The sequence below is a fragment of the Mycobacterium sp. E2327 genome (assembly GCF_001672675.1).
Lineage (GTDB): Bacteria > Actinomycetota > Actinomycetes > Mycobacteriales > Mycobacteriaceae > Mycobacterium.
In genome coordinates this window covers 1-21,180 of record NZ_LZKE01000122.1, presented here as the reverse complement: position 1 = coordinate 21,180, position 21,180 = coordinate 1, and the positions used below count along the sequence as shown (strand labels likewise).

19 protein-coding genes and 1 pseudogene are annotated in these 21,180 nt (G+C 70.4%); 13 read left to right on the top strand and 7 right to left on the bottom strand.

The window, feature by feature from the left end; translation table 11 throughout:
• The first annotated feature begins 7 nt into the window (after nt 1–7).
• From nirB to A5712_RS14535, 8 genes are all read left to right on the top strand, one after another.
• Entirely contained in the window at nt 8–2,527 is a 2,520-nt protein-coding gene (nirB, locus tag A5712_RS14570; RefSeq protein ID WP_068106272.1) for a nitrite reductase large subunit NirB, read from the top strand.
• The gene (locus tag A5712_RS14565) at nt 2,524–2,883 is read left to right on the top strand and encodes a Rieske 2Fe-2S domain-containing protein (RefSeq protein ID WP_068106269.1); all 360 of its coding nucleotides are present in this window, start codon (nt 2,524–2,526) and stop codon (nt 2,881–2,883) included. Before nirB ends, A5712_RS14565 begins: the two co-directional genes overlap by 4 nt.
• 214 nt (nt 2,884–3,097) lie before the next feature.
• Complete coding sequence (locus A5712_RS14560) at nt 3,098–3,751, top strand: SAM-dependent methyltransferase (protein WP_068106266.1); 654 nt, start codon at nt 3,098–3,100, stop codon at nt 3,749–3,751.
• Nucleotides 3,748–5,037, top strand: coding sequence for a molybdopterin-dependent oxidoreductase (locus tag A5712_RS14555; RefSeq protein WP_068106262.1), 1,290 nt, complete (start codon nt 3,748–3,750; stop codon nt 5,035–5,037). Before A5712_RS14560 ends, A5712_RS14555 begins: the two co-directional genes overlap by 4 nt.
• A gap of 1 nt (nt 5,038) precedes the next feature.
• A complete protein-coding gene (locus A5712_RS14550) occupies nt 5,039–5,536 on the top strand; it encodes a hypothetical protein (protein ID WP_068106259.1) in 498 nt (165 codons plus the stop codon).
• A gap of 107 nt (nt 5,537–5,643) precedes the next feature.
• Nucleotides 5,644–6,849, top strand: a complete 1,206-nt coding sequence (locus tag A5712_RS14545; RefSeq protein WP_068106256.1) for an alpha/beta hydrolase — start codon at nt 5,644–5,646, stop codon at nt 6,847–6,849.
• Nucleotides 6,850–6,893: 44 nt separating this feature from the next.
• Complete coding sequence (locus A5712_RS14540) at nt 6,894–8,303, top strand: wax ester/triacylglycerol synthase family O-acyltransferase (RefSeq protein ID WP_068106253.1); 1,410 nt, start codon at nt 6,894–6,896, stop codon at nt 8,301–8,303.
• A 109-nt stretch (nt 8,304–8,412) separates the two neighbouring features.
• Nucleotides 8,413–9,195 (top strand): crotonase/enoyl-CoA hydratase family protein, encoded by a 783-nt coding sequence (locus A5712_RS14535; RefSeq protein ID WP_068106248.1) that lies wholly within the window; start codon nt 8,413–8,415, stop codon nt 9,193–9,195.
• Here the strand turns inward: A5712_RS14535 and A5712_RS14530 are convergent.
• Nucleotides 9,192–9,782 carry a TetR family transcriptional regulator gene (locus tag A5712_RS14530; protein ID WP_068106306.1) on the bottom strand — a complete coding sequence of 197 codons (591 nt, stop codon included), beginning with the start codon at nt 9,780–9,782 and terminating at the stop codon, nt 9,192–9,194. The two genes, A5712_RS14535 and A5712_RS14530, sit on opposite strands and share 4 nt — an antisense overlap.
• 102 nt (nt 9,783–9,884) lie before the next feature.
• On the opposite strand from A5712_RS14530, the gene A5712_RS14525 reads away from it, so the two are divergent.
• The 3 genes from A5712_RS14525 to A5712_RS14515 all read left to right on the top strand — a co-directional run bounded on the left by A5712_RS14525 (nt 9,885) and on the right by A5712_RS14515 (nt 12,283).
• A complete protein-coding gene (locus A5712_RS14525) occupies nt 9,885–10,424 on the top strand; it encodes an isoprenylcysteine carboxylmethyltransferase family protein (protein ID WP_068106246.1) in 540 nt (179 codons plus the stop codon).
• 66 nt (nt 10,425–10,490) lie between these two features.
• Nucleotides 10,491–11,990: a class I adenylate-forming enzyme family protein gene (locus A5712_RS14520; protein ID WP_068106242.1), complete on the top strand. Its 1,500-nt coding sequence runs from the start codon at nt 10,491–10,493 to the stop codon at nt 11,988–11,990.
• Nucleotides 11,987–12,283 carry a hypothetical protein gene (locus A5712_RS14515; RefSeq protein ID WP_068106239.1) on the top strand — a complete coding sequence of 99 codons (297 nt, stop codon included), beginning with the start codon at nt 11,987–11,989 and terminating at the stop codon, nt 12,281–12,283. The genes A5712_RS14520 and A5712_RS14515 overlap by 4 nt, the downstream gene beginning before the upstream one ends.
• On the opposite strand, the gene A5712_RS14510 is transcribed toward A5712_RS14515, so the two are convergent.
• The 4 genes from A5712_RS14510 to A5712_RS14495 all read right to left on the bottom strand — a co-directional run bounded on the left by A5712_RS14510 (nt 12,280) and on the right by A5712_RS14495 (nt 17,551).
• A complete protein-coding gene (locus A5712_RS14510; RefSeq protein WP_068106236.1) occupies nt 12,280–13,683 on the bottom strand; it encodes a PE family protein in 1,404 nt (467 codons plus the stop codon). The genes A5712_RS14515 and A5712_RS14510 overlap by 4 nt on opposite strands.
• Before the next feature lie 215 nt (nt 13,684–13,898).
• Complete coding sequence (locus A5712_RS14505; RefSeq protein WP_068106233.1) at nt 13,899–15,329, bottom strand: PE family protein; 1,431 nt, start codon at nt 15,327–15,329, stop codon at nt 13,899–13,901.
• Nucleotides 15,330–15,408: 79 nt separating this feature from the next.
• Nucleotides 15,409–16,860, bottom strand: coding sequence for a PE family protein (locus tag A5712_RS14500; protein ID WP_068106230.1), 1,452 nt, complete (start codon nt 16,858–16,860; stop codon nt 15,409–15,411).
• A gap of 124 nt (nt 16,861–16,984) precedes the next feature.
• A complete protein-coding gene (locus A5712_RS14495) occupies nt 16,985–17,551 on the bottom strand; it encodes a TetR/AcrR family transcriptional regulator (protein ID WP_068106303.1) in 567 nt (188 codons plus the stop codon).
• Between the two features lie 428 nt (nt 17,552–17,979).
• Between A5712_RS14495 and A5712_RS14490 the strand changes: the two genes are divergently transcribed.
• A complete protein-coding gene (locus tag A5712_RS14490; protein ID WP_156766569.1) occupies nt 17,980–18,774 on the top strand; it encodes a crotonase/enoyl-CoA hydratase family protein in 795 nt (264 codons plus the stop codon).
• Between the two features lie 57 nt (nt 18,775–18,831).
• Entirely contained in the window at nt 18,832–19,467 is a 636-nt protein-coding gene (locus A5712_RS14485) for a TetR/AcrR family transcriptional regulator (protein WP_068106224.1), read from the top strand.
• Between the two features lie 4 nt (nt 19,468–19,471).
• On the opposite strand, the gene A5712_RS14480 is transcribed toward A5712_RS14485, so the two are convergent.
• Together A5712_RS14480 and A5712_RS14475 are read right to left on the bottom strand one after the other, a co-directional pair.
• Nucleotides 19,472–20,944, bottom strand: a complete 1,473-nt coding sequence (locus tag A5712_RS14480; RefSeq protein ID WP_068106221.1) for an aldehyde dehydrogenase — start codon at nt 20,942–20,944, stop codon at nt 19,472–19,474.
• Between the two features lie 45 nt (nt 20,945–20,989).
• A pseudogene (locus A5712_RS14475) lies at nt 20,990–21,180 on the bottom strand (SAM-dependent methyltransferase); the annotation flags it as partial.

Below are 21,180 nucleotides of genomic sequence, written 5' to 3'. Positions count from 1 at the left end.
GGGAGTCATGACCACACTGGCCCAACCCGAAACCAACGGCCACCGCCCCGCCGCCCTGGCCAGCCTGGTGGTGGTCGGCAACGGCATGGCCGGCGCGCGTGCGCTGGAGGAGATCCTCGCGCGCGGCGGCGCAGAGCGCTTCGCCATCACCGTGTTCGGGGACGAGCCCTACGGCAACTACAACCGGATCCTGCTGTCCAACGTGTTAGCCGGCTCCGATGACGCCGGGGAGATCTACCTCAACCCACTGGAGTGGTACGCCGAGAACAACATCGACCTGCGAGCCGGGGTGCGGGTGGTGCGCATCGATCCGTTCGCGCACCTGGTGCACGCCGACGACGGCACGACGGTGCACTACGACAAGCTGCTCCTGGCCACCGGCAGCCGGGCGTTCTTCCCGCCGGTCGACGGCATCTGGCAAGACAACAAGACGCTGGCGCCGGGCGTGTTCGGGTTCCGGACGATCGACGATTGCCGCGCGATGATCGGGTTCGCCGAAGGGCGAAGCAGGGCAGCGGTTATCGGCGGTGGGCTGCTCGGGCTGGAGGCCGCGCGGGGCCTGCAGAACCGGGGACTGCGGGTCGGCGTCGTGCAGGGCGGCCCCGCGTTGATGAACGCCCAGCTCGACGATCAGGGCAGCGCCATCCTGCGGCGCCTGGTAGAGGCGCTGGGCATCGAGGTGCACACCGGCAAGCGGACGATAAGGATGCTGACCGAAGGCGGCCTGCCGTCGGCCATCGAATTCGACGACGGCAGCACGCTGCCGTGCGACATGCTGGTGATGGCCGCCGGCATCCGGCCCAACGTCGGGCTGGCCATACGCGCCGGCCTGACCGTGGAACGCGCCATCGTCGTCGACGACCACATGCGCTCGATCGACGACGACGACATCTACGTCGTGGGCGAGTGCGCGCAGCACCGGGGACAGGTCTACGGTCTGGTCGCGCCGCTGTGGGAACAGGCCGGCGTGCTGGCCGACCACTTGACCGGCACCAATCCCAATGCGGCATACCACGGTTCACGCACCGCCACCAAGCTGAAGGTCGCCGGCGTCGACGTGGCGGCGATGGGGGTGAAGACGCCCGAACGCGACGACGACGAATTCGTCCAGTACTCCGAACCCAGGCGCGGGGTGTACAAGACCGTGGTGGTGCGCGACGACAAGCTGATCGGCGCCACGCTGGTCGGCGACGTCAGCAAGGTGGCATTCCTGATGCAGGCCTTCGACCGCCGGCTTCCGCTGCCGCCCGAGCGGGTCTCGCTGATGTTCGACCTCGGCACCCCGGACGCGGCCACGGGCGCCGCGGAATTGGCAGACGATGCCCAGGTGTGCAACTGCAATGGGGTGAGCAAGGCCGCGATCGTCCGCTGCGTCAAGGACGGCCAGGCCTCGGTCGAAGGCGTTATGTCGGCGACCCGCGCGGGCAAGGGCTGCGGGTCGTGCAAGGGCCTGGTCGCCCAGGTCGTCGAGTGGGCGGCCTCCGAAACCGGGGTCACGGTTTCCCAAGGCGCGGAGGCCAATTGGTACGTGCCGGGCATCCCCTATGAAAAGCCGGAGCTGATGAGCAAGATCCGCGAACTCGAGCTGCACTCGGTGGCGTCGGTGTTCGCCGCCCTGGCGCCGGAGGGTCGTGAGGACGCCGGCTCGAAGATGGCGCTGGCGTCGCTGCTGCACATGATGTGGGGCGACGAGTTCGTCGACGAACATGACGGCCGGTTCATCAACGACCGCGTGCACGCCAACATTCAGCGCGACGGCACCTTTTCGGTGGTGCCGCAGCTCAAGGGCGGTGTGACGAACTCCGAGCAGCTGCGCAAGATCGCCGACGTGGCCGACAAGTACCAGATCCCGATGATCAAGCTCACCGGCGGCCAACGCATCGATCTGCTCGGGGTGCGCAAGGAGGACCTGCCGTCGGTGTGGGCCGATCTCGGGATGCCGTCGGGGTACGCGTACGGCAAGAGTTTCCGGACCGTGAAAACCTGTGTGGGAAGCGACTTCTGCCGCTACGGTCTGGGCGACTCGACTGCATTGGGGATCGCGATCGAGGAGCGCTTCCAGGGCATCCCCAGTCCGGCCAAGATGAAGTTGGCGGTGACCGGGTGCCCGCGCAACTGCGCCGAGGCGCTGTGCAAGGACCTGGGCGTCGTCGCCATCGACGGCGGCCAATGGCAGATCTACGTCGGCGGGGCCGCCGGCGCGCACGTCCGCAAGGGCGACCTCCTGGCGACCGTCGACACCCCGGAAGAGGTCATCGCGCTCACGGGCCGGTTCCTGCAGTACTACCGTGAGAACGCCGGCTGGCTCGAACGAACGTACACGTTCGTGCCACGACTGGGCATCGAACGGATCCGACAGGTGGTGGTCGAGGACAGCGACGGGATCGGCGCCGGCCTCGACGCGCGCATGCAGAAATCGGTCGATTCCTACCGTGACCCGTGGAGCGAGAGCCGAAACTCTCCCGCGCCCAACCAGTTCCGGTCGTCCCTCCCGCTGATCCCGCTGCCACAGGTGCCGGTTCGATGACCGAGGTGACGTTGGGCGACGTGGACGACATCCCGGTGGGCGGGGGCCGCGCCTACGCGGTAGAGGGCTGCCAGATCGCCGTCTTCCGCCTGCGTGACGGCTCGCTGCGGGCTATCGACGCCGTGTGCCCGCACCGCGGGGGCCCGCTGGCCGACGGGCTCAGCGACGCCCGGGTCGTCATCTGCCCGTTGCACGGCTTTACCTACGACCTCGCCACGGGGGAGGAGGTCGGCAACGGCGGTGCGGGGGTCACGGCGTACCCCGTGCGCGCCGACGACGCCGGAACCATCCGCCTGCGCATGGATGGCGTCCCCGCCCGGCCACCGCGGTGCAGCGCGCCGGGTGCACGACTCTAGATTCGGCACCCATCCGAGCGATCCCCGGCACCGAATAACCCGCGTGAACCATTGGGCCCGGTCGATGGCGCGGCCCAGCGTGCGCGCGGTTAGCCGGGCGCGGATCGGGGTATCGATCCGGTTGATCGAAACGCTGGCGTATCTGAAAAAACACCCCCCACCGGGGCCGAGGCGCGTCCGGGTCGCCCGGTCGCGACGATGCGAGAGGCGTGACATGCTGGGGCATCTTTACGATCGGGCGCTCGGTGGCGAGAGGTGTTGGGTCCGGCACGAGGACGGCGAGGTTCGCCCGCTGCCGGCGCACCGATGGCTGGGTGAGCGATGTCCCGGCGCCGCGCCGCGCGACGCCTTCGATGACGTCTTCGACGAGGCGGTGACGCAGATGTGCACCGGACCGACGATCGAGCTGGGATGCGGGCCGGGGCGGTTGGTAGCCAAACTCATCCGCCGGGGGATACCCGCGCTCGGCATCGACCGGTCCGCGACGGCGATCCGCCTGGCGGGACGCGGCGGCGCGCCCGCGCTGCTGGGCGACGTGTTCGCGCCGCTGCCCGGAACGGGTTGCTGGCAGACGGTTTTGCTCGTCGACGGCAACGTCGGCCTCGGCGGCGACCCGCGACGGATCCTGGCGCGTGCCGCGGAGCTGCTCGGCCGCGGCGGGCGCTGCGTGGCCGAGTTCGAGCCCGGCGCCGTCGGGGTCCGCCCACGCTGGGTGCGCCTGGAGACTGACCGCGACGTGGGCCCCTGGTTCCGGTGGGCGACGGTCGGCGTCGACAGCGCCGCCACGCTGGCCGCGCAGGTCGGCCTGACGCTGACCGGCGTCCGGCCGATCGGCGGCCGGGTCATCGCGAACCTGGCCGCCCTGTGAGCGACTACGGCTTTCCAAGCGGGCTGTGGCGCGCGCTCGACCGGCATCCACCGCCTGGCGCGCGGCGGCTGGGCAAGTTTCGCAGCCCGCTGCGCGGCCCGTGGCTGACATCGGTGTTCGGGCTGGTGCTGCTGATCGCCCTGCCCATCGTCATCATCACCGGGCTGCTGTCCTACATCGCCTACGGGCCGCGGCTCGGTCAGGCGATCCCCGCCGACGTCGGCTGGCTGCGCCTGCCAGTATTCGACTGGCCCACCCGGCCGTCGTGGTTGTACCGGCTGACCCAGGGCCTGCACGTGGGGCTGGGGCTGCTGATCATCCCGATGGTGCTGGCCAAGCTGTGGTCGGTGATCCCGCGGCTGTTCGCGTGGCCGCCGGCCCGCTCGATAGCCCAACTGCTGGAACGGTTGTCGTTGCTGATGCTGGTCGGCGGGGTGTTGTTCGAGATCGTCACCGGCGTGCTGAACATCCAGTACGACTACATCTTCGGGTTCAGCTTCTACGACGCCCACTACTTCGGGGCGTGGGTCTTCACCGCCGGGTTCCTGATGCACATCACGCTGAAGATCCCGCGCATGATCACCGGGTTACGATCGCTGTCGCTGCGAGAAGTGTTGCGCACCAACCGAAACGACACCCGTCCCGAACCGCCCGATCCCGACGGCCTGGTGGCCGCCGACCCGGCCGAACCGACGATGAGCCGACGCGGCGCGCTGGCGCTGGTCGGCTCCGGGGTGGCGCTCGTCGGCGTGCTCACGGCCGGTCAGACCCTCGGCGGGGCCTCCCGCGGTGTCGCCCTGCTGGTGCCGCGCGGTCGGGGCAACGACTTCCCGGTCAACAAGACCGCCGTCGCCGCGGGCATCGCGCCCGAAACCGTCGGCGCCAGTTGGCGATTGGTCCTTCGCAGCGGCGCCTCGGTGGTGGTGCTGGACCGGGACGCGCTGGCCGGGATGGCGCAGCACACCGCGCGGCTGCCGATCGCATGCGTCGAGGGCTGGTCGACCGTGCAGACCTGGAGCGGGGTCCGGCTGGCCGAACTGGCCCGACTCGTCGGGGTGCCCGTCGCACACTCGGCGCGGGTGACGTCGCTGCAACGGGGCGGCGCGTTCGGCGCGGCGACGTTGCAGCCCAACCAGGTTCGCGACCCCGACGCCCTGCTGGCGCTGCGGGTCAATGGCGCCGACCTGTCACTGGATCACGGCTACCCGGCGCGGATCATCGTGCCGGCGCTGCCGGGAGTGCACAACACCAAATGGGTGGCCTCCATCGAGTTCGAGCCGAGCTGAGATGTCCGGATTCTCGCGACGTTTCGGGGCGATCTACGGATCCGGCCCGCTGCACCTGCTGACGATGCTTTCGGGTTTCGCGCTGCTCGGCTACGTCCTCGCCACCTTCAACCCGGCGACGCTGTGGAATTCCGGCACCTGGTGGCAGTCGATCGCCGTCTGGTTGGCGGCCGCCGTGATCGCCCACGACCTGTTGCTGTTCCCGCTCTATGCGCTCGCCGACCGGGCACTGTTCGCGCGGGCGCCGCGTCAGCCAAACGTCAGCCCCCGCAACCACATTCGGATCCCAGTCCTGGGGGCCGGGCTGACGCTGCTGATCTTCCTGCCGGGCATCATCGAGCAGGGCGCCCCGACCTACCGGGCTGCCACCGGGCAGACCCAGCAGCCGTTTCTGGGCAGGTGGCTGCTGCTCACCGCGGCGATGTTCGCGGTGAGCGCGATCTGCTATGCAACGCGACTCGCGGTGGCACGTCGGCGCGCCACTGGCAAACCTAAATAGCCTTTGGTAAAGGGAAAACAGGTCAGCAGCAAACTGTGCGCCGGTGGGGCCGCGCTGTCTAACGGAAACGTCAGTTTCAGCGGTCCGACCGGGGGTACAGTCCGTACATGACTGCGAGGGCACCCCGCATGACACCCTGTGTGAAGTGGTTGCTGCGGGCCGGCCCCGCCGACTACATGCTGGCCCTGAGCGTGGCCAGCGCGTCGCTGCCGGTCGTCGGAAAGCGGCTGGAGCCGCTGGGCGCGCTGACCGCGATGAGCGTCTGGGGTGCGCGCCACGCGCCGCAAGCCCTGTCCGCGATGACCAAGGATTGGCTGGCGCCCCACGCCAAAGATGCGCCGCCCGCCGAGCCGCAGAGCATCCGTGAGGTCTCCGTCGCCGCCCTCCGGGGCGTCGTATCCGCCGCGGACCTCGACCTGGACTGGCCCGTCGCCGAGCGGACCCCACCGATCTGGGACGCGATGCGCCGGCGCCGCTACCTGTACCGCCGCGGCGTCCACTACGGCGACCATCCGGCGCAGGTGCTCGAGGTCTGGCGGCGCAAGGACCTGCCCGCGCAACCCGCGCCGGTGCTGATCTTCGTGCCCGGCGGCGCCTGGGTGCACGGCAAGGCCATGGGCCAGGGCTCGGCGCTGATGTCCCGGCTCGCCGAGCAGGGCTGGGTGTGCCTGGCGATCGACTACCGCGTCGCGCCGCACCATCGCTGGCCACGCCACATCACCGACGTCAAGACCGCCATCGCGTGGGCGCGCGCCAACGTCGACAAGTTCGGCGGCGACCGCAATTTCGTTGCGGTGGCGGGCTGTTCGGCCGGTGGCCACCTGTCCGCGCTGGCGGGACTGACCCACGACGACCCGGCGCATCAGGCGGCACTGCCCGAGGGGGCCGACAGTTCGGTGGACGCCGTCGTCGGCATCTACGGCCGCTACGACTGGGAGGACCGTTCCACCCCCGAGCGGGTTCGGTTCGTCGACTTCCTCGAGCGGGTGGTCGTCAAGAAGTCGATCGCCCGCCACCCCGAGGTGTTCCGCGACGCGTCGCCGATCGCGCGGGTGCATCGAAATGCGCCGCCATTCCTCGTGATTCACGGCAGCAAGGACAGCGTCATCCCGGTCGAGCAGGCGCGCAGCTTCGTCGAACGGTTGCGCGCCGTGTCGCATTCGATGGTCGGCTACCTGGAACTGCCCGGCGCGGGCCACGGGTACGACCTCATCGACGGGGAGCGGGCCGGCGCCGCGGCCCACGCCGCTTCGCTGTTCCTCAACCAGGTCTACCGCACCAAAATCCAGATCGGCGCGAAAGAGGTTATCTAAGGACCCGGCGCTGGGTAATGTCCCCCTATGGGTAAGGGGTGGCTGTGAAAAGGCTCAGCGGCTGGGACGCGGTATTGCTCTACAGCGAGACGCCGAACGTGCACATGCACACCATCAAAGCCGCGGTGATCGAGCTGGCCCCGGACCGGCGTGACTTCGACATCCAAGCCTTCCGCCAGGTGCTCGCCGGCCGGCTGAACAAGCTCGAGCCGTTCTGTTACCAGCTCGTCGAAATCCCGTTCAAGTTCCACCACCCGATGTGGCGGGAGAACTGCGAGGTCGACCTCGAATACCACATCCGGCCCTGGCGGCTGCCCGCCCCGGGCGGCCGTCGCGAATTGGACGAGGCGATCGGGCGGATCGCCAGCACGCCGCTCGACCGCAGCCGCCCGCTGTGGGAGATGTACTTCATCGAGGGCCTGGCCAACAACCGCATCGCGGTGGTCGGCAAGATCCACCACGCGCTCGCCGACGGCGTCGCCTCGGCGAACCTGCTGGCCCGCGGCATGGACATCCAGCCCGCGCCCGAGGGTCGCCCATACGAGTCCGACCCCGCCCCCACCCCGCGGCAGCTGATGAGTTCGGCGTTCGCGGACCACCTGCGCCACCTCGGGCGAATCCCCGCGACCATCCGCTACACCGCCGAAGGGCTGGGCCGGGTCCGGCGCAGCTCACGCAAGCTGTCCCCGGAACTGACCCGGCCGTTCGAGCCGCCGCCGACCTTCATCAACCACAAGATCACCGCTGAGCGCAGGTTCGCCACCGCCACGCTGGCGCTGGCCGACGTCAAGGAGACCGGCAAGCGGCTCGGCGCGACGATCAACGACATGGTGCTCGCCATGGCGACCGGCGCGCTGCGCACCCTGCAACTGCGCTACGACGGCCAGGCCATGCCCCTGCTCGCGTCGGTGCCGATGAGCTTCGACTTCTCGCCGGAGCGCATCTCCGGCAATCGGTTCACCGGCGTGCTGGTCGGCCTGCCGACCGACTCCGACGACCCGCTGGAGCGGGTGCGGTGCAGCCACGAGAACGCCATCGCCGCCAAGGAAAGCAACCAGCTGATGGGACCCGAGCTGGTCAGCCGGTGGGCCGCGTACATGCCGCCCGCGCCCACCCAGGCCTTCTTCCGGTGGGCCTCCGGGCGCGACGGGCACAACAAGATCCTCAACCTGAACATCTCCAACGTGCCCGGCCCGCGGGAGCGCGGGCGAGTGGGCGGCGCGCTGGTCACCGAGATCTATTCGGTGGGGCCGCTGACCGCCGGCAGCGGCCTGAACATCACCGTGTGGAGCTACGTCGATCAGCTCAACATCTCGGTGCTCTCCGACGGGGCCACCCTCAAGGACCCGCACGAGGTGACCGAGGCCATGGTCACCGACTTCATCGAAATACGAAGGGCCGCAGGCCTTCCCGAGGAACTGACGGTCGTCGAGGCGGCGATGGCGCCGGCCTGAGGACCGTCTCGGTAACGGGACTCTCGACTGGTGCCAATGCCATTTCCGTCGACCGTTACCATCTTCTCGGATAAGCGGCCACCCCGACCCGAAGGAGCTGTGCGGCACCGTGAGCGAAGAGGCCACCAACCCCGAGCCCGAAGTCCTGGTCGAACAACGGGACCGGGTCCTGATCATCACCATCAACCGGCCGAAGGCCAAGAACGCGGTCAACGCCGCGGTCGCTCAGGGGCTGGCCGACGCCGTGGATCGGCTCGACGGCGACACCGGCCTGTCGGTGGGAATCGTGACCGGCGCGGGTGGCTCGTTCTGCGCGGGCATGGACCTCAAGGCCTTCGCGCGCGGCGAGGTGCCCATCGTCGAGGGTCGCGGCATGGGCTTCACCGAGCGCCCGCCGGTCAAGCCGCTCATCGCCGCGGTGGAAGGCTACGCGCTGGCCGGCGGCACCGAGCTGGCGCTGGCCACCGACCTGATCGTGGCCTCGCGGGACTCCGCGTTCGGCATTCCCGAGGTCAAGCGGGGGCTGGTCGCCGGCGGCGGCGGGCTCCTCCGGCTGCCCGAGCGCATCCCGTCGGCAATCGCGATGGAGCTGGCGCTGACCGGTGACAACCTCTCCGCCGAGCGCGCTCACGAGCTGGGGATGGTCAACGTGCTGGCCGAACCGGGCCACGCCCTGGACGCCGCCATCGAGCTGGCCGAGAAGATCGCCGCCAACGGCCCGCTCGCGGTGGCCGCCACCAAGCGCATCATCGTCGAGTCCCGCGGCTGGACCCAGGAGTCCCGCTGGGAGGAACAGAACAAGATCCTGGGTCCGGTGTTCGTGTCCAACGACGCCAAGGAGGGCGCGATCGCCTTCGCGGAGAAGCGCCCGGCGCGCTGGACCGGCACCTAATCAGTCAGGTAACGCTGCACCGTCGGCCCGAGCCGGCCGACCAGGTCGTCGACGCTGGTCGACGCGAGCGGCTCGATCTTGAGCTGGTAACGCGCGAACGCCAGCCCGGCCAGGTGGCTGGCCACCAGCTCGACGCGTAGCTCGGCGTCGGCAACCCCGAATTCCGTCGCGACCCGCTTGGCGATCGGCCCGGCGAGGCTGTCGTGCAACACCTTTCGCGCCTGCGGATGGATGGCCGCCGAGCGCCACAGCGTCATGAAGGGCTCGAAGACGGCGCCTTCTTCCCAGTGCTCGAGGAAGCGGCGCACCAGCCGCGGGCCGATCTGCTCGGTGCCCTCGTCGAGCAGCGTGGCCAGCTGGTGCAGCGGGTGCTCGGGCCCGGTCAGCGCCGACGCGGTGAACAGCCCCTCCTTGCTGTCGAAGAAGTAATAGACCATCGCGACGTCCACGCCGGCGTCAGCGGCGATCGCGCGGACCGTCGCCTTGTCGTACCCGTCGCGCATGAAGCGTTCCCGCGCCGCCTCGACGATGCGCTGCTTGCTCTGTTGACCGGTCCGCCACCGGCCCGCCCGCCGCGCTTCCGCCATGCGCGTCAGCATACTTCAACAGGCGTTGACTTATCCGCGGCCGCGCGCGTAGGCTGGCTTTGTTCAACGATGGTTGAAGTAAGCACGGGAGAGGAGAAGGCGATGGCGACGAACACGCGCGAACGACGGCTGTGGTGGCGACATCTGATGTCGGTCCTGCTTTTCCCGGTGACGGTGACGATCGTCGTCCCGGCGTTGATCGTGTTTCCGGCCGGACTGCGGGCGGGGCACTTCGGTGCGGCGCTAACGGTGGCGCTGGTGACGGTCGGCTGCTTGCTGATCGCCGCCGGCCTTGCCCTAATGGTCTGGACCAACGTGCTGTTTGACCGGGTCGGCGAGGGGACCCTCGGGCTCGGGCCGGTGATGGGCGAGCCGGTCCATTTGGTGGTGCGCGGGCCCTACCGTCACGTGCGCAACCCCATGATCACCGGCGTGCTCTGCATCCTGCTGGGGGAGGCGGCGATTACCGGTTCCGGTGCGTTGTTGGCTTGGTTCGCAATCTTCTTCGCGTTCCAGGCGACGGCCATTCGGTTCTGGGAGGAGCCCCACCTCGTCGGGCGCCACGGCGACGAGTACCTCGCCTACCGGCGCAACGTTCCGCGCTGGATCCCCCGGATCTCGGCCTGGGACCCGAACCCGTAACAATAGTTAGATGGCTTACACTGTGCGCTAGATTTGTAAAGGGCGGGGATCCACGAAGGATCGAGGATGAGCATTTCGTTGCTGCTGGAGATGGCTGCGTCGAGCAACCCGGAACGCACGGCCGTCGTCTCCGGAGAGCTGCGGCTGACGACGCAGGAGCTCAGCGATCTCGCCGACGGCGGCGCGGGCGTCGTCGCGGCGTCGGGCGCCAAGCATGTGGCGTACGTGGGGACCGGTGGCGCGATGCTGCCGGTGCTGATCTTCGCGTCGGCGCGTGCCGGGTTGGCCTTCACGCCGCTGAATTACCGGCTCTCCGCTGAGGGCATCCAGGCGCTCATCGAGCGGTTGCCCGAACCGCTGGTGATCGTCGACGACCGCTACCGCGACATGATCGGGGACTCGTCGGGCCGGGTGATGTCGTCCGATGATTTCCTGGCGGCCGCGCGCAAGAGCGAGCCTGCGGCCGAATTCGCCGACCCGGATTCGGTGGCGATCGTGCTGTTCACGTCGGGCACCACGTCGGCGCCCAAGGCCGTCGAGCTCTCGCACAACAACCTGACCAGTTACGTCACCGGGACGGTCGAGTTCGAGTCGGCCGAACCCGCCGACGCCGCGCTGATCTGCGTGCCGCCCTATCACATCGCCGGGGTGAGCGCCGCGCTGTCCAACCTGTACGCCGGCCGAAAGATGGTCTACCTGCCCAACTTTGACGCCGACGAATGGGTGCGGCTGATCGACGCCGAGAAGGTGACCACCGCGACCGTGGTGCCCACCATGCTGGACCGCATCGTCACCGTCCTCGAGCGCGGCGGGCACGAGCTGCCGTCGCTGCGCAGCCTGGCCTACGGCGGATCCAAGGTGGGCCTGCCGCTGGTGCGCCGGGCGCTCGAGCTGCTGCCGCACGTGGGCTTCGTCAACGCCTACGGGCTGACCGAGACGAGTTCGACGATCGCGGTGCTGGGCCCCGACGACCACCGCGAGGCGCACGCCGCGTCGGCCGACCACGTCGCCAAGCGGCTGGGGTCGGTCGGGCGCCCGGTGCCCGGGATCGAGCTGCAGATCCGCGGCGAGGACGGCACGGTGCTGCCGCCGGGCGAAAGCGGCGAGCTGTTCGTGCGCGGCGAGCAGGTGTCGGGGCGCTACACCGGGATCGGTTCGGTGCTCGACGAGGACGGCTGGTTTCCGACCCGCGACGTCGCCCTGCTCGACGAGGACGGCTACCTCTTTATCAGCGGGCGCAGCGACGACACCATCATCCGCGGCGGGGAGAACATCGCGCCCGCCGAGCTGGAGGAGGTGCTCATCGAGCACGCCCACGTGCGCGACGTCGCCGTGGTCGGCGTCGAGGATCCGCAGTGGGGCCAGGTGATCGTGGCCGTCGTGGTGCCGGTCGCGGGCATCGATCCCGACCCCGAGGAGCTGCGCGAGCATGTCCGCAAGAGTTTGCGGGGGTCGCGCACGCCCGACCGGGTAGTCTTTCGCGACGAGCTGCCGACCACACCCACCGGCAAAGTGCTGCGCCGCGAAATCGTCGAAAATCTCCGAACATTAGGAACGCCGAAATGATCAAGAACGGAACCCGTCTCGCCAGCCAGGTGTGTGACACCCAGGTCATCGTGGTCCGCAGCGCCGACAGCCTCGACGACCTGCGCTGCGGGGGTGCGCCGATGGTGCCGATCGGCGGCGAGCGCTCCGGCGAGCTCGACCCGGCGTTCTCCGACGGCACCGTGATGGGCAAACGCTACGTCGACGAGACCGGCGCCGAGGTGCTGGTGACCAAGCCCGGCGCCGGCAGCCTGAGCATCGGTGCGACCGCGCTGCAGCTCAAGGAGGTCAAGCCGCTGCCGGCCAGCGACTAGGGAAGCAGCCCGTTCGGTCCGGGCACCCCGAGCAGCAACCCGCCGGCGCCGCCTTGCCCGACGGTGCCGTCGGCGAAGTAGGCGTTGCCGCCGCGGCCGCCGTTGCCGATCAGCCCGGCGTTGCCACCGTCTCCACCGGTGGAGCGGTCCCCCGCGACATCGAAGTCAGCGCCGCCGGCGCTCCCGCCTTTGCCGCCGTTGCCGATCAGCGCGGCAGCATTGCCGCCGCGGCCGCCGGCGCCGGACTGCGCGCCGGCGCCGCCGACGCCGGCGTCGCCGCCATTGCCCACCAGCCCGATGGCGTTGCCGCCGGTGCCGCCGGTGCCGCCGGTGCCGTTGGTGGATTGTCCGCCGTCCCCGCCACGGCCGCCGTCGCCGAACAGTGCCCCACCGAGTCCGCCGCCGCCACCGCTTCCGCCGCCGGTCGAGCCTCCTGCCCCACCGGCACCGCCGTTGCCGATCAACCCGGCATTCCCGCCGGCGCCGCCGGGCAGACTGCCAGTGCCGGCGCCGCCGGCGCCGCCATTGCCGCTCAGCAGGCCGCCGGCCCCGCCGCTGCCCCCGACATTGCCCGACGGGCCCGACCCGGCGGCGCCACCGGCGCCGCCGGCGCCGTTGAGCAGGCCGCCGTGGCCGCCGTGTCCGCCCGCACCCCCGGTAGCCCCGCCAACGTTTGTCGAGCCGCCGGCACCGCCGGCGCCGCCGTGGCCGAACAGCCCGATCGCGTCGCCGCCGGCGCCGCCGGTGCCGGCGACCGCAACGGCAGCGGTTCGCCACACTCCGCCCTGGCCGCCGGCGCCGCCGTTGCCGAACAGGAATCCTCCGGTGCCGCCGGCGCCGCCGGCGGCGTTTCCGGTGCCGGCCGCGCCGCCGTTTCCGCCGTTGCCGATCAGCCCGGCCGGCCCGCCGTTGCCGCCGGGCCCGCCAGCCGCGCCTGACCCGCCGTTACCGCCGTTGCCCCACAGCAGGCCGCCCGCCTGGCCGTTTTGGCCGGTGTTGGGTGCGCCGTCGGCGCCGTTGCCGATCAGCGGACGCTGCAAGAGCAGTTCGGTGGGCGTGTTGATCGCGTTGAGCAGGTCCTGCTGCAGGACCTGCCACGGGTTGGCCGCGGCGGCGGCGTTGGCCGCTTCCGCGCCGGCATACGCGTCGACGGCCGTCTTCACGGCTTGCACGAATTGCTGGTGAAATGCGGATGCTCGGGCGCTGAGGGCCTGATAGTTCAAGGCGTTCGACCCGAACACCGCCGCCACCGCCGCCGACACCTCGTCGGCGCCCGCCGCCAGCAGGTCCGTCGTCTGGGCCGCCGCGGCCGTGTTGGCCTCGCTGACCACCGCGCCGATATTCGCCAAACTTCTTGCGGCGGCTGACAATTCGTCCGGTACTGCCAACACGTAAGACATTCCGCGCCTCCCACCGCTGCGTCAGCTCGTCGACGTCAGCCGGCTGCCCGAGGATCGTCGAGCTGTGCGGTAACGATCCGAATCGTAACGCCGTCATCCAGCGCGCGTGGTGGAGTCGGACCAAACTCCCGCACATTGCTCGAAAGACACACGGGCCTCGCGCACCGGCGTTCAGATCAGGAACGCAAGCGGTTGCCGCCAGCCGCCCGGGCCGACTAGGGCCCGGCTATCCCGTCGGGCCCGGGGATCCCGAGCAGCAAACCGCCGCCCCCGCCCACCCCGGGAATCCCGCCGGCGCCGGCGCTGTTGCCGCCTGCGCCGCCGTTGCCAACGAGCTGGGCGTTTCCGCCGTCGCCGCCGTATGCCAGGTTGGGGCTGGCCCCTCCGTTGCCGCCGTTGCCGCCGTTGCCGAACACGGCGCCGTTGCCGCCGCGGCCGCCCTGCCCGCCGTTGAATGCGGCATTGGTGGCCTGGCCGCCGTTGCCGCCGTCCCCGCCGCTGCCGAACAGCCCGATCGCGTTGCCGCCGGCGCCGCCCTTGCCGCCGAAGCCCGCGGCGGTGGCCTGCCCCCCGTCGCCGCCGTGGCCGCCGTTGCCCAACAGGGTGCCGCCGTTGCCGCCGTTGCCCCCGGGGCCGGTGAATGCGCCGACGCCGCCGGCGCCGCCGTTGCCGATCAGGCCAGCGTTACCGCCGTTGCCGGCGGCCAGGCCCTGGCCGGCGCCGCCGGCCCCGCCGTCGCCGCTGAGGAGACCGCCGTTGCCGCCGTCGCCGCCGACGCCGATGAGGGAGCCGAACAAACCGGCGCCGCTGCCGGCGTTTCCGCCGACCCCGCCGTTGCCGTGCAACAGGCCGCCGTGGCCGCCGTGGCCGCCGCTCCCGGACGTCTCGTTGACCGCAGACGCTGCGCCGCCCGTGCCGCCGGCGCCGCCGTGACCGAACAACCCGATCGCGTCGCCGCCCGCGCCGCCGCTGCCCGCCCCGTTGAGAAGGTTGGCGGCGTTGTAGGCGCCACCCGTGCCGCCCGGCCCGCCGTTGCCCCAGAGCAGCCCGCCGGCCCCGCCGGCGCCGCCGTTACCGGCGTGGGTGCCGGCCGTGGTGCTCAGGCCGCCCGCCCCGCCCGCGCCGCCGCTGCCGAACAGCCCTGCAGCACCGCCGGCGCCGCCGTTCTTGCCGGGGGCGCCGGACCCGCCCCTGCCGCCGTTGCCCCACAGGATGCCGCCGGCCCCGCCGTTCTGGCCGGTGCCATCCGCGCCGTTGGTCCCGTTGCCGATCAGCGGGCGCTGGAGCAGGAGTTCGGTGGGTGTGTTGATGGCGTTCAGGATGTCTTGCTGCACGACCTGCCAGGGGTTGGCCGCGGCAGCGGCGTTGGCCGCTTCGGCGCTCGCGTAGGCGCTCGCGCCGGCGTTCAGGGCCTGAACGAATTGCTGATGATAGGTCGCCGCCTGGGCGCTGACGGCCTGGTATTCCTGGGCGTGCGCGCCGAAGAATGCGGCCACCGCCGCCGACACCTCGTCCCCACCGGCCGCGAGCATCTGCGTCGTCTGGGCCGCGGCGGCCGAGTTGGCCTGGCTCAGCGTCGATCCGAGCCCCGCCAAATCCGTGGCGGCCGTTGAGACCACTTCGGGCACCGCAAACAGGAAAGACATCTCCGTACCTCCGGCAACTGCCCCCCTGCGATCGGCAAGATCGTAGCGTGGTCGTCGGGCGCGCCGCGTGATTTCGCTACTACGGCCCCTGCCGCCCGTCGGCCCCCGGCACACCCAGCAGCAGGCCGCCGCCGCCTCCGATCCCTCCGGGCTCGAAGTAGCCGTTGCCGCCCGCACCGCCGTTGCCGATCAGCTGAGCATTGCCGCCGTCGCCGCCCTCCGATCCAGGGAAGGGAGTGGAGCCAAATCCCGAGCTGCCGCCCTTACCGCCGTTGCCGATGAGGCCGGCGTTGCCGCCTCGGCCGCCGTCGCCGCCGTTGCCGTGACCCTGGCCGCCGTCCCCGCCGCCACCGCCGCCTCCAAAGAGCCCGACGGCGTTGCCGCCGGCGCCGCCCGCGCCGCCGGCGCTGTACGCCGACTGGCCGCCGAGGCCACCGTGGCCGCCATTGCCGAACAGGGCGCCCCCGGCGCCCCCGTTGCCACCGACTCCACCGGCTTCGTTGAGCACCGTCTGGTCGGCCGTGCCGCCGGTGCCGCCCACACCACCATCCCCGATGAGGCCGGCGGCCCCGCCGTTCCCGCCGGCTTTGCCACCCGTACCGTTGCCCCCGGCGCCGCCGTTGCCGTGGAGCATCCCGCCGGCGCCTCCGTCGCCGGCCACGTTGCCGTAGGTGGCGACCCCGGCGTTGCCGCCGGCGCCGCCGTTGCCGTTCAACAGGCCGCCGTGTCCGCCCTGGCCGCCGGCACCGGCGTGGCTCGTCGACAAGTTGCCGATCACCCCGGAACCGCCTTCGCCGCCGGCCCCGCCGTTGCCGAACAATCCGATGGCGTCACCGCCGCGACCTCCGGTGCCGGCCGATGTCGAGGAGATGCCATACCCGCCGACGCCGCCAGCGCCACCGTTTCCCCACAACATCCCACCCGTGCCGCCCGCGCCGCCGGGGCCGGGCGACAGCGTGCCATTGGTGGCCCCGCCCGCGCCGCCGGCGCCGCCGTTGCCGAACAGACCGGCCGGTCCGCCATTGCCGCCCGGACCGCCGAAGGCGAAATTGGTCGCGGGGGTGCCGGAGCCGCCGTTGCCCCCGTTGCCCCACAGCAGCCCGCCGGGTCCGCCGTTCTGTCCGGTTCCCGGTAGGCCGTCGACGCCGTTGCCGATCAGCGGGCGGCCCATCAGCAGCTCGGTGGGCGTGTTGATCGCGTTCAGCAGGTCCTGCTGCACAACCTGCCAGGGGTTGGCCGCCGCCGCGGCGTTCGCCGCCTCCGCACTGGCATAGGCGCCGGCGCCCGCGTTCAGGGCCTGAACGAATTGGTCGTGAAAGTACGCGACCTGCGCGCCCAGCGCCTGATAGCCCTGGCCGTGAGCAGCAAAGAATTCCGCGACCGCGGCGGACACCTCGTCGGCCCCCGCCGCGAGGACTTCGGTGGTCTGGGCGGCGGCCGCCGAGTTGGCCTGGGTGAGCGTCGCGCCGATGCTCGCCAAATCCGTTGCGGCGGCTGACACTAAATCCGGCGTGGCGAACACGAACGACATGGAAATACCTCCCGACGAGCGCTCAGACAGGGCGCCGGCCGGCGCAGGTATTGGTGGAGCCGTGTAGTTGGCAACCCGATGGTACTTGGTGCGAACAGCAAATATTGCGCTATTGGCGGGCGCGCTACTCCGCGATCTTGTTGCGAATGACGAATTCCCTCGCCTTGATGAGAAATTCGAGCTGGTCGCCCACCTGGTGCAGGGGGTCTGTGCTGCGGGTCGACCGGGACAGCACGACGGCCCCCTCCAGGGCGGCGATCGACATCACGGCCAGCGACGAAGCTTCGGCGTCGTCGAAGCCGTCGTTGGCGAACGCCCGCGTCAAGGCGGTGCACCAGCGGCCCAGGATGGCGCCGGCTTCGGCGGACAGCTTGGGTTCGGTGTCGTCCGAGCCGATCGCGGCGGCGACCACGGGGCAGCCGGCGCTGAAGTCGCCCTCGGAGAGGAGCCGCTCCCAGAACTCGACGAACTCGCGCAGCAGGGCCCTGGCGCCCCAGCCGGCGGCGTCGTCGATCATCGCGGTGATGGAGTCGCCGGAGAACTTCAGCGCCTCGGTCAGGATTTGATTGCGCCCCTCGGGGAAGTGGTAATACACCGAGCCGCGCGGCGCGCCGCTGCGGGCCAGCACCTCATCGATGGTCACCCCGGCGGCGCCGCGCTCGCGCATCACCTGGGCTGCGCTGAGCAGCATCTTCTTGCGGGTGTCGCAGCGCTTGGTCGGCGCGGAGTCCGTCTTGGCGTCGGTGGTAGCCGACACTGTCGTACCTCCCGTGGCGGGCGTCATGCAGCGTGCGAGTGCCGCGGTACCGGCCAGTGCATGTTACGCGGGCTGAACCGGAACGTCCGCCGCTTGAAGTCGGGCATCTCGCGCGTGAACTGGTATCCGGCGACGTTGACTTCGATGATCCACATTGTTTTCTCCCGGCCTGAGTGCGGCCCTAGATTATGCTGAGAAGCATATAAGACATCGGTCGAGTAAGCAATTTTTATTCCCTAAGTAACCAGAACATCTCGATGAATGGGGTTCGGGGCCTGTTGAGCCTTCCGCCGAAGGGCAATGTGACTGCGGTCTTATTATGTTCTATTGCATAATCCCTAGGACTGCGCTTGACTGTCCCGATGGGCCTTCCGAACCTCGACACGGTGTCTCTCGAGCGCGACGGACACGTCTTGCTGATCGGGCTGAACCGGCCCGAGAAACGCAACGCATTCGATCGGGCGATGCTCGCCGACCTGTCCCGCGCCTACGGGGTGTTGGAATCCGATGGCTCGCTGCGCGCCGGTGTGCTGTTCGCGCACGGCGACCACTTCACCGCGGGTCTGGACCTGGTCGACGTCGGCCCCGGCATCGCGGCGGGAGAATTGGCGTTCCCCGACGACGGCCGCGACCCGTGGCGGCTCGACGGCGCGTGGACCACGCCGGTGATCGCGGTCGCGCACGGCTGGTGCATGACGTTGGGCATCGAGCTGCTGCTGGCCGCCGACATCCGGATCGCGGCGGACGGGACGCGCTTCACCCAGCTCGAGGTGCAGCGAGGCATCTACCCGTTCGGCGGCGCGACGATCCGGCTGCCCCGCGACGCCGGTTGGGGCAACGCCATGCGCTGGCTGCTGACCGGCGACGAGTTCGACGCCGCCGAGGCGCACCGCATCGGGCTGGTCCAGGAGGTGGCCGACGACGCGGCCGCGGCATTGGACCGCGCACGCGCGATCGCGCGCACCATCGCCGAGCGCGCCGCGCCGCTGGGGGTGCGCGCCACGCTGGCGTCGGCGCACCTGGCGCGCACCGAAGGTGAGGCGGCCGCCGTCGAGCGGCTGCGGCCCGCCGTGGCCGAGCTGTTCGCCAGCGCGGACGCCGCCGAGGGTGTGCAGTCGTTCATCGAGCGACGGCGGGCCCAATTCCAGGGCCGCTAGCCGCGGGCAGCCAGCGCGTCACGAAACGGCCGGCGCGGGCGTGTCTACCCTGAGGAGATGCCCAGCGAGCCACCGGTTGGTGCGCCCGACAACGCGGGTGAGCTGTCGCGCGTGCAGCGCATTCGCGACGCCGCGCTGAAGACGTTTGCCGCCCACGGCACCGAAGCCACGTCGCTGCGAACGATCGCCGCGGCCGCGGGCGTCTCGCTCGGGCTGGTCCAGCACCACTTCCGCACAAAAGCCAACCTCGTCCAGGCCGTCGACGACCATGTGACAGCGGTGCTGACCGCCTCGCTGACCACCCCGGCCGAGGCGCCGGCCGACGATCCCGTCGCCGACATCGCCGACCGGGTGGTCTCGCTGCTCACCGACCACGCCGACCTCGTCGACTACCTGTGTCGGTCCCTCGTCGACGCCACGCCGACGGGGACGCGCGTCTTCGACACCCTGGTCACGGTCGCCGGCGCGCACTGGGACCAGCTTCGAGAACAGGGGCTGACCAAGCCCGGGCTCGACCCGGTCTGGATGACGCTCAACCCTCTGGTTCTGGTGCTGGGCATGTTCCTTTTGCGCACCCAACTGAACCGGCACCTGCCCGAAGCAATCACGAGCCGATCCCAGGTGCAGCGATGGCGCAACGCGACCCAGGCGATCATCGCCGACGGCCAATTGCTACGGCCCTCGGACGAGTAATGCGCTAGCTGTCGACGGTGTAGCCCATCGGCATCAGCACGCTCTTCTGCTGGGTGAAGTGCTCGACGCCCTCGGGCCCGTTCTCGCGGCCGATGCCGGAGTTCTTGTAGCCGCCGAACGGGCAGCACGGATCGAAGGCATACCAGTTGATCGCGTAGGTGCCGGTGCGGATCTTCTCCGAGATCTCGATTCCCCGCGGCACGTTGGTGGTCCACACGCTGCCGGCCAGGCCGTACTCGGAGTCGTTGGCGATCTTGATCGCGTCCTCTTCGGTGTCGTAGGGGATGATGCACAAGACCGGTCCGAAGATCTCCTCCTGGGCGATCGTCATCTTGTTGTCGACGTCCGCGAAAACCGTTGGCTGCACGAAGAATCCGTTGTCCAGGCCCTCGGGGCGGCCGCCGCCGCACACCAGCCGGGCGCCCTCCTCGATGCCCTTGGCGATGTAGCCCTCGACCCGGGCGCGCTGCTTCTCCGAGATCAGCGACCCGATCTGGGCGCCCGGGTCCGACGGCGGGCCCACTGGCAGCGACTGCACGAAAGTGCCTACCGCATCGACGATTTCGTCGTAGCGCGAGCGCGGCGCGAGGATTCGGGTCTGACCCACGCAGGCCTGCCCGGTGTTCATGATCCCGGAGAACACCATCATCGGCACCGCGGCGGCGAGGTCGACGTCCTCGAGGACGATGGCCGCCGATTTCCCGCCGAGCTCCAGCGTGCACGGCTTGAGCATCTCCGCGGCGCGCCGGCCGATCTCCTTGCCGACGCCCGAGCTGCCGGTGAAGGTGAACAGGTCGACGTCCCGGTTGGAGGTCAGCGCCTGCCCGGTCTCGATGCCGCCGGGCACCACCGACAGCACGCCCTCGGGCAGGCCGGCGTCGGCGAACACCTCCGCCAAAGCGTTTGCCGTCAAAGGTGTTTCGGCGGCGGGCTTGAGCACCACCGTGCAGCCGGCCAGCAGCGCCGGGCCGAGCTTGTTGACCGCCAGGAACAGCGGCACGTTCCACGCCACGATCGCGCCCACCACGCCGATGGGTTCGCGGTGCACGATCGTCTGCCCGTAGGAGCCGTTGCGGATCTCGCGCCACTTGACCTGGTCGACGGCGGGACCGGCGAAGAAGTTCATCGCCCCCATCGAGCCCATCCAGTGCATCGTCTCGATGGTCATCGGCGGCTGGCCCGTCTCGGCGGCGAGCAGCTTGGCGAACTGGTCCTTGCGCTCTTCGAGCAGCTGGTTCGCCTTGGCGATGACGGCCGCGCGCTCCTTCGGGGGCGTCGTCGGCCAGGGACCGTTGTCGAAGGCGGCGCGCGCCGCGGCGACCGCCGCGTCAACGTCGGCCGCCGCCGCGAGCGGCACCTTCCCGACGTACTCACCGGTGGCCGGGCAGTGCACCTCGATGACTTCTGAGGTCGACGGCTCCGTCCACTTGCCGCCGATGAAAAGTTTGTCGTATTCGGTCTTAGCGTCGTCGCTCATGGCCGCCACCCTACCCAAGCCGACGCAAAACGAGAACATGTTTCATTACTGGGGTTGGAGCACCAGCACGAGATTGCTGACCAGGAACTCGCGCAGCACCGGCGCCGACGTCAGTCGCCAGGCCCATCGCGGGTGGTAGCGCGGAAATGCGGCCACTAAGGCGCCGGTGCTGGCGGCCCAGCTCAGGCCGTCGGCGGCCGACACCGCGAACAACGACGACCCGTAGTTGTTTTTGG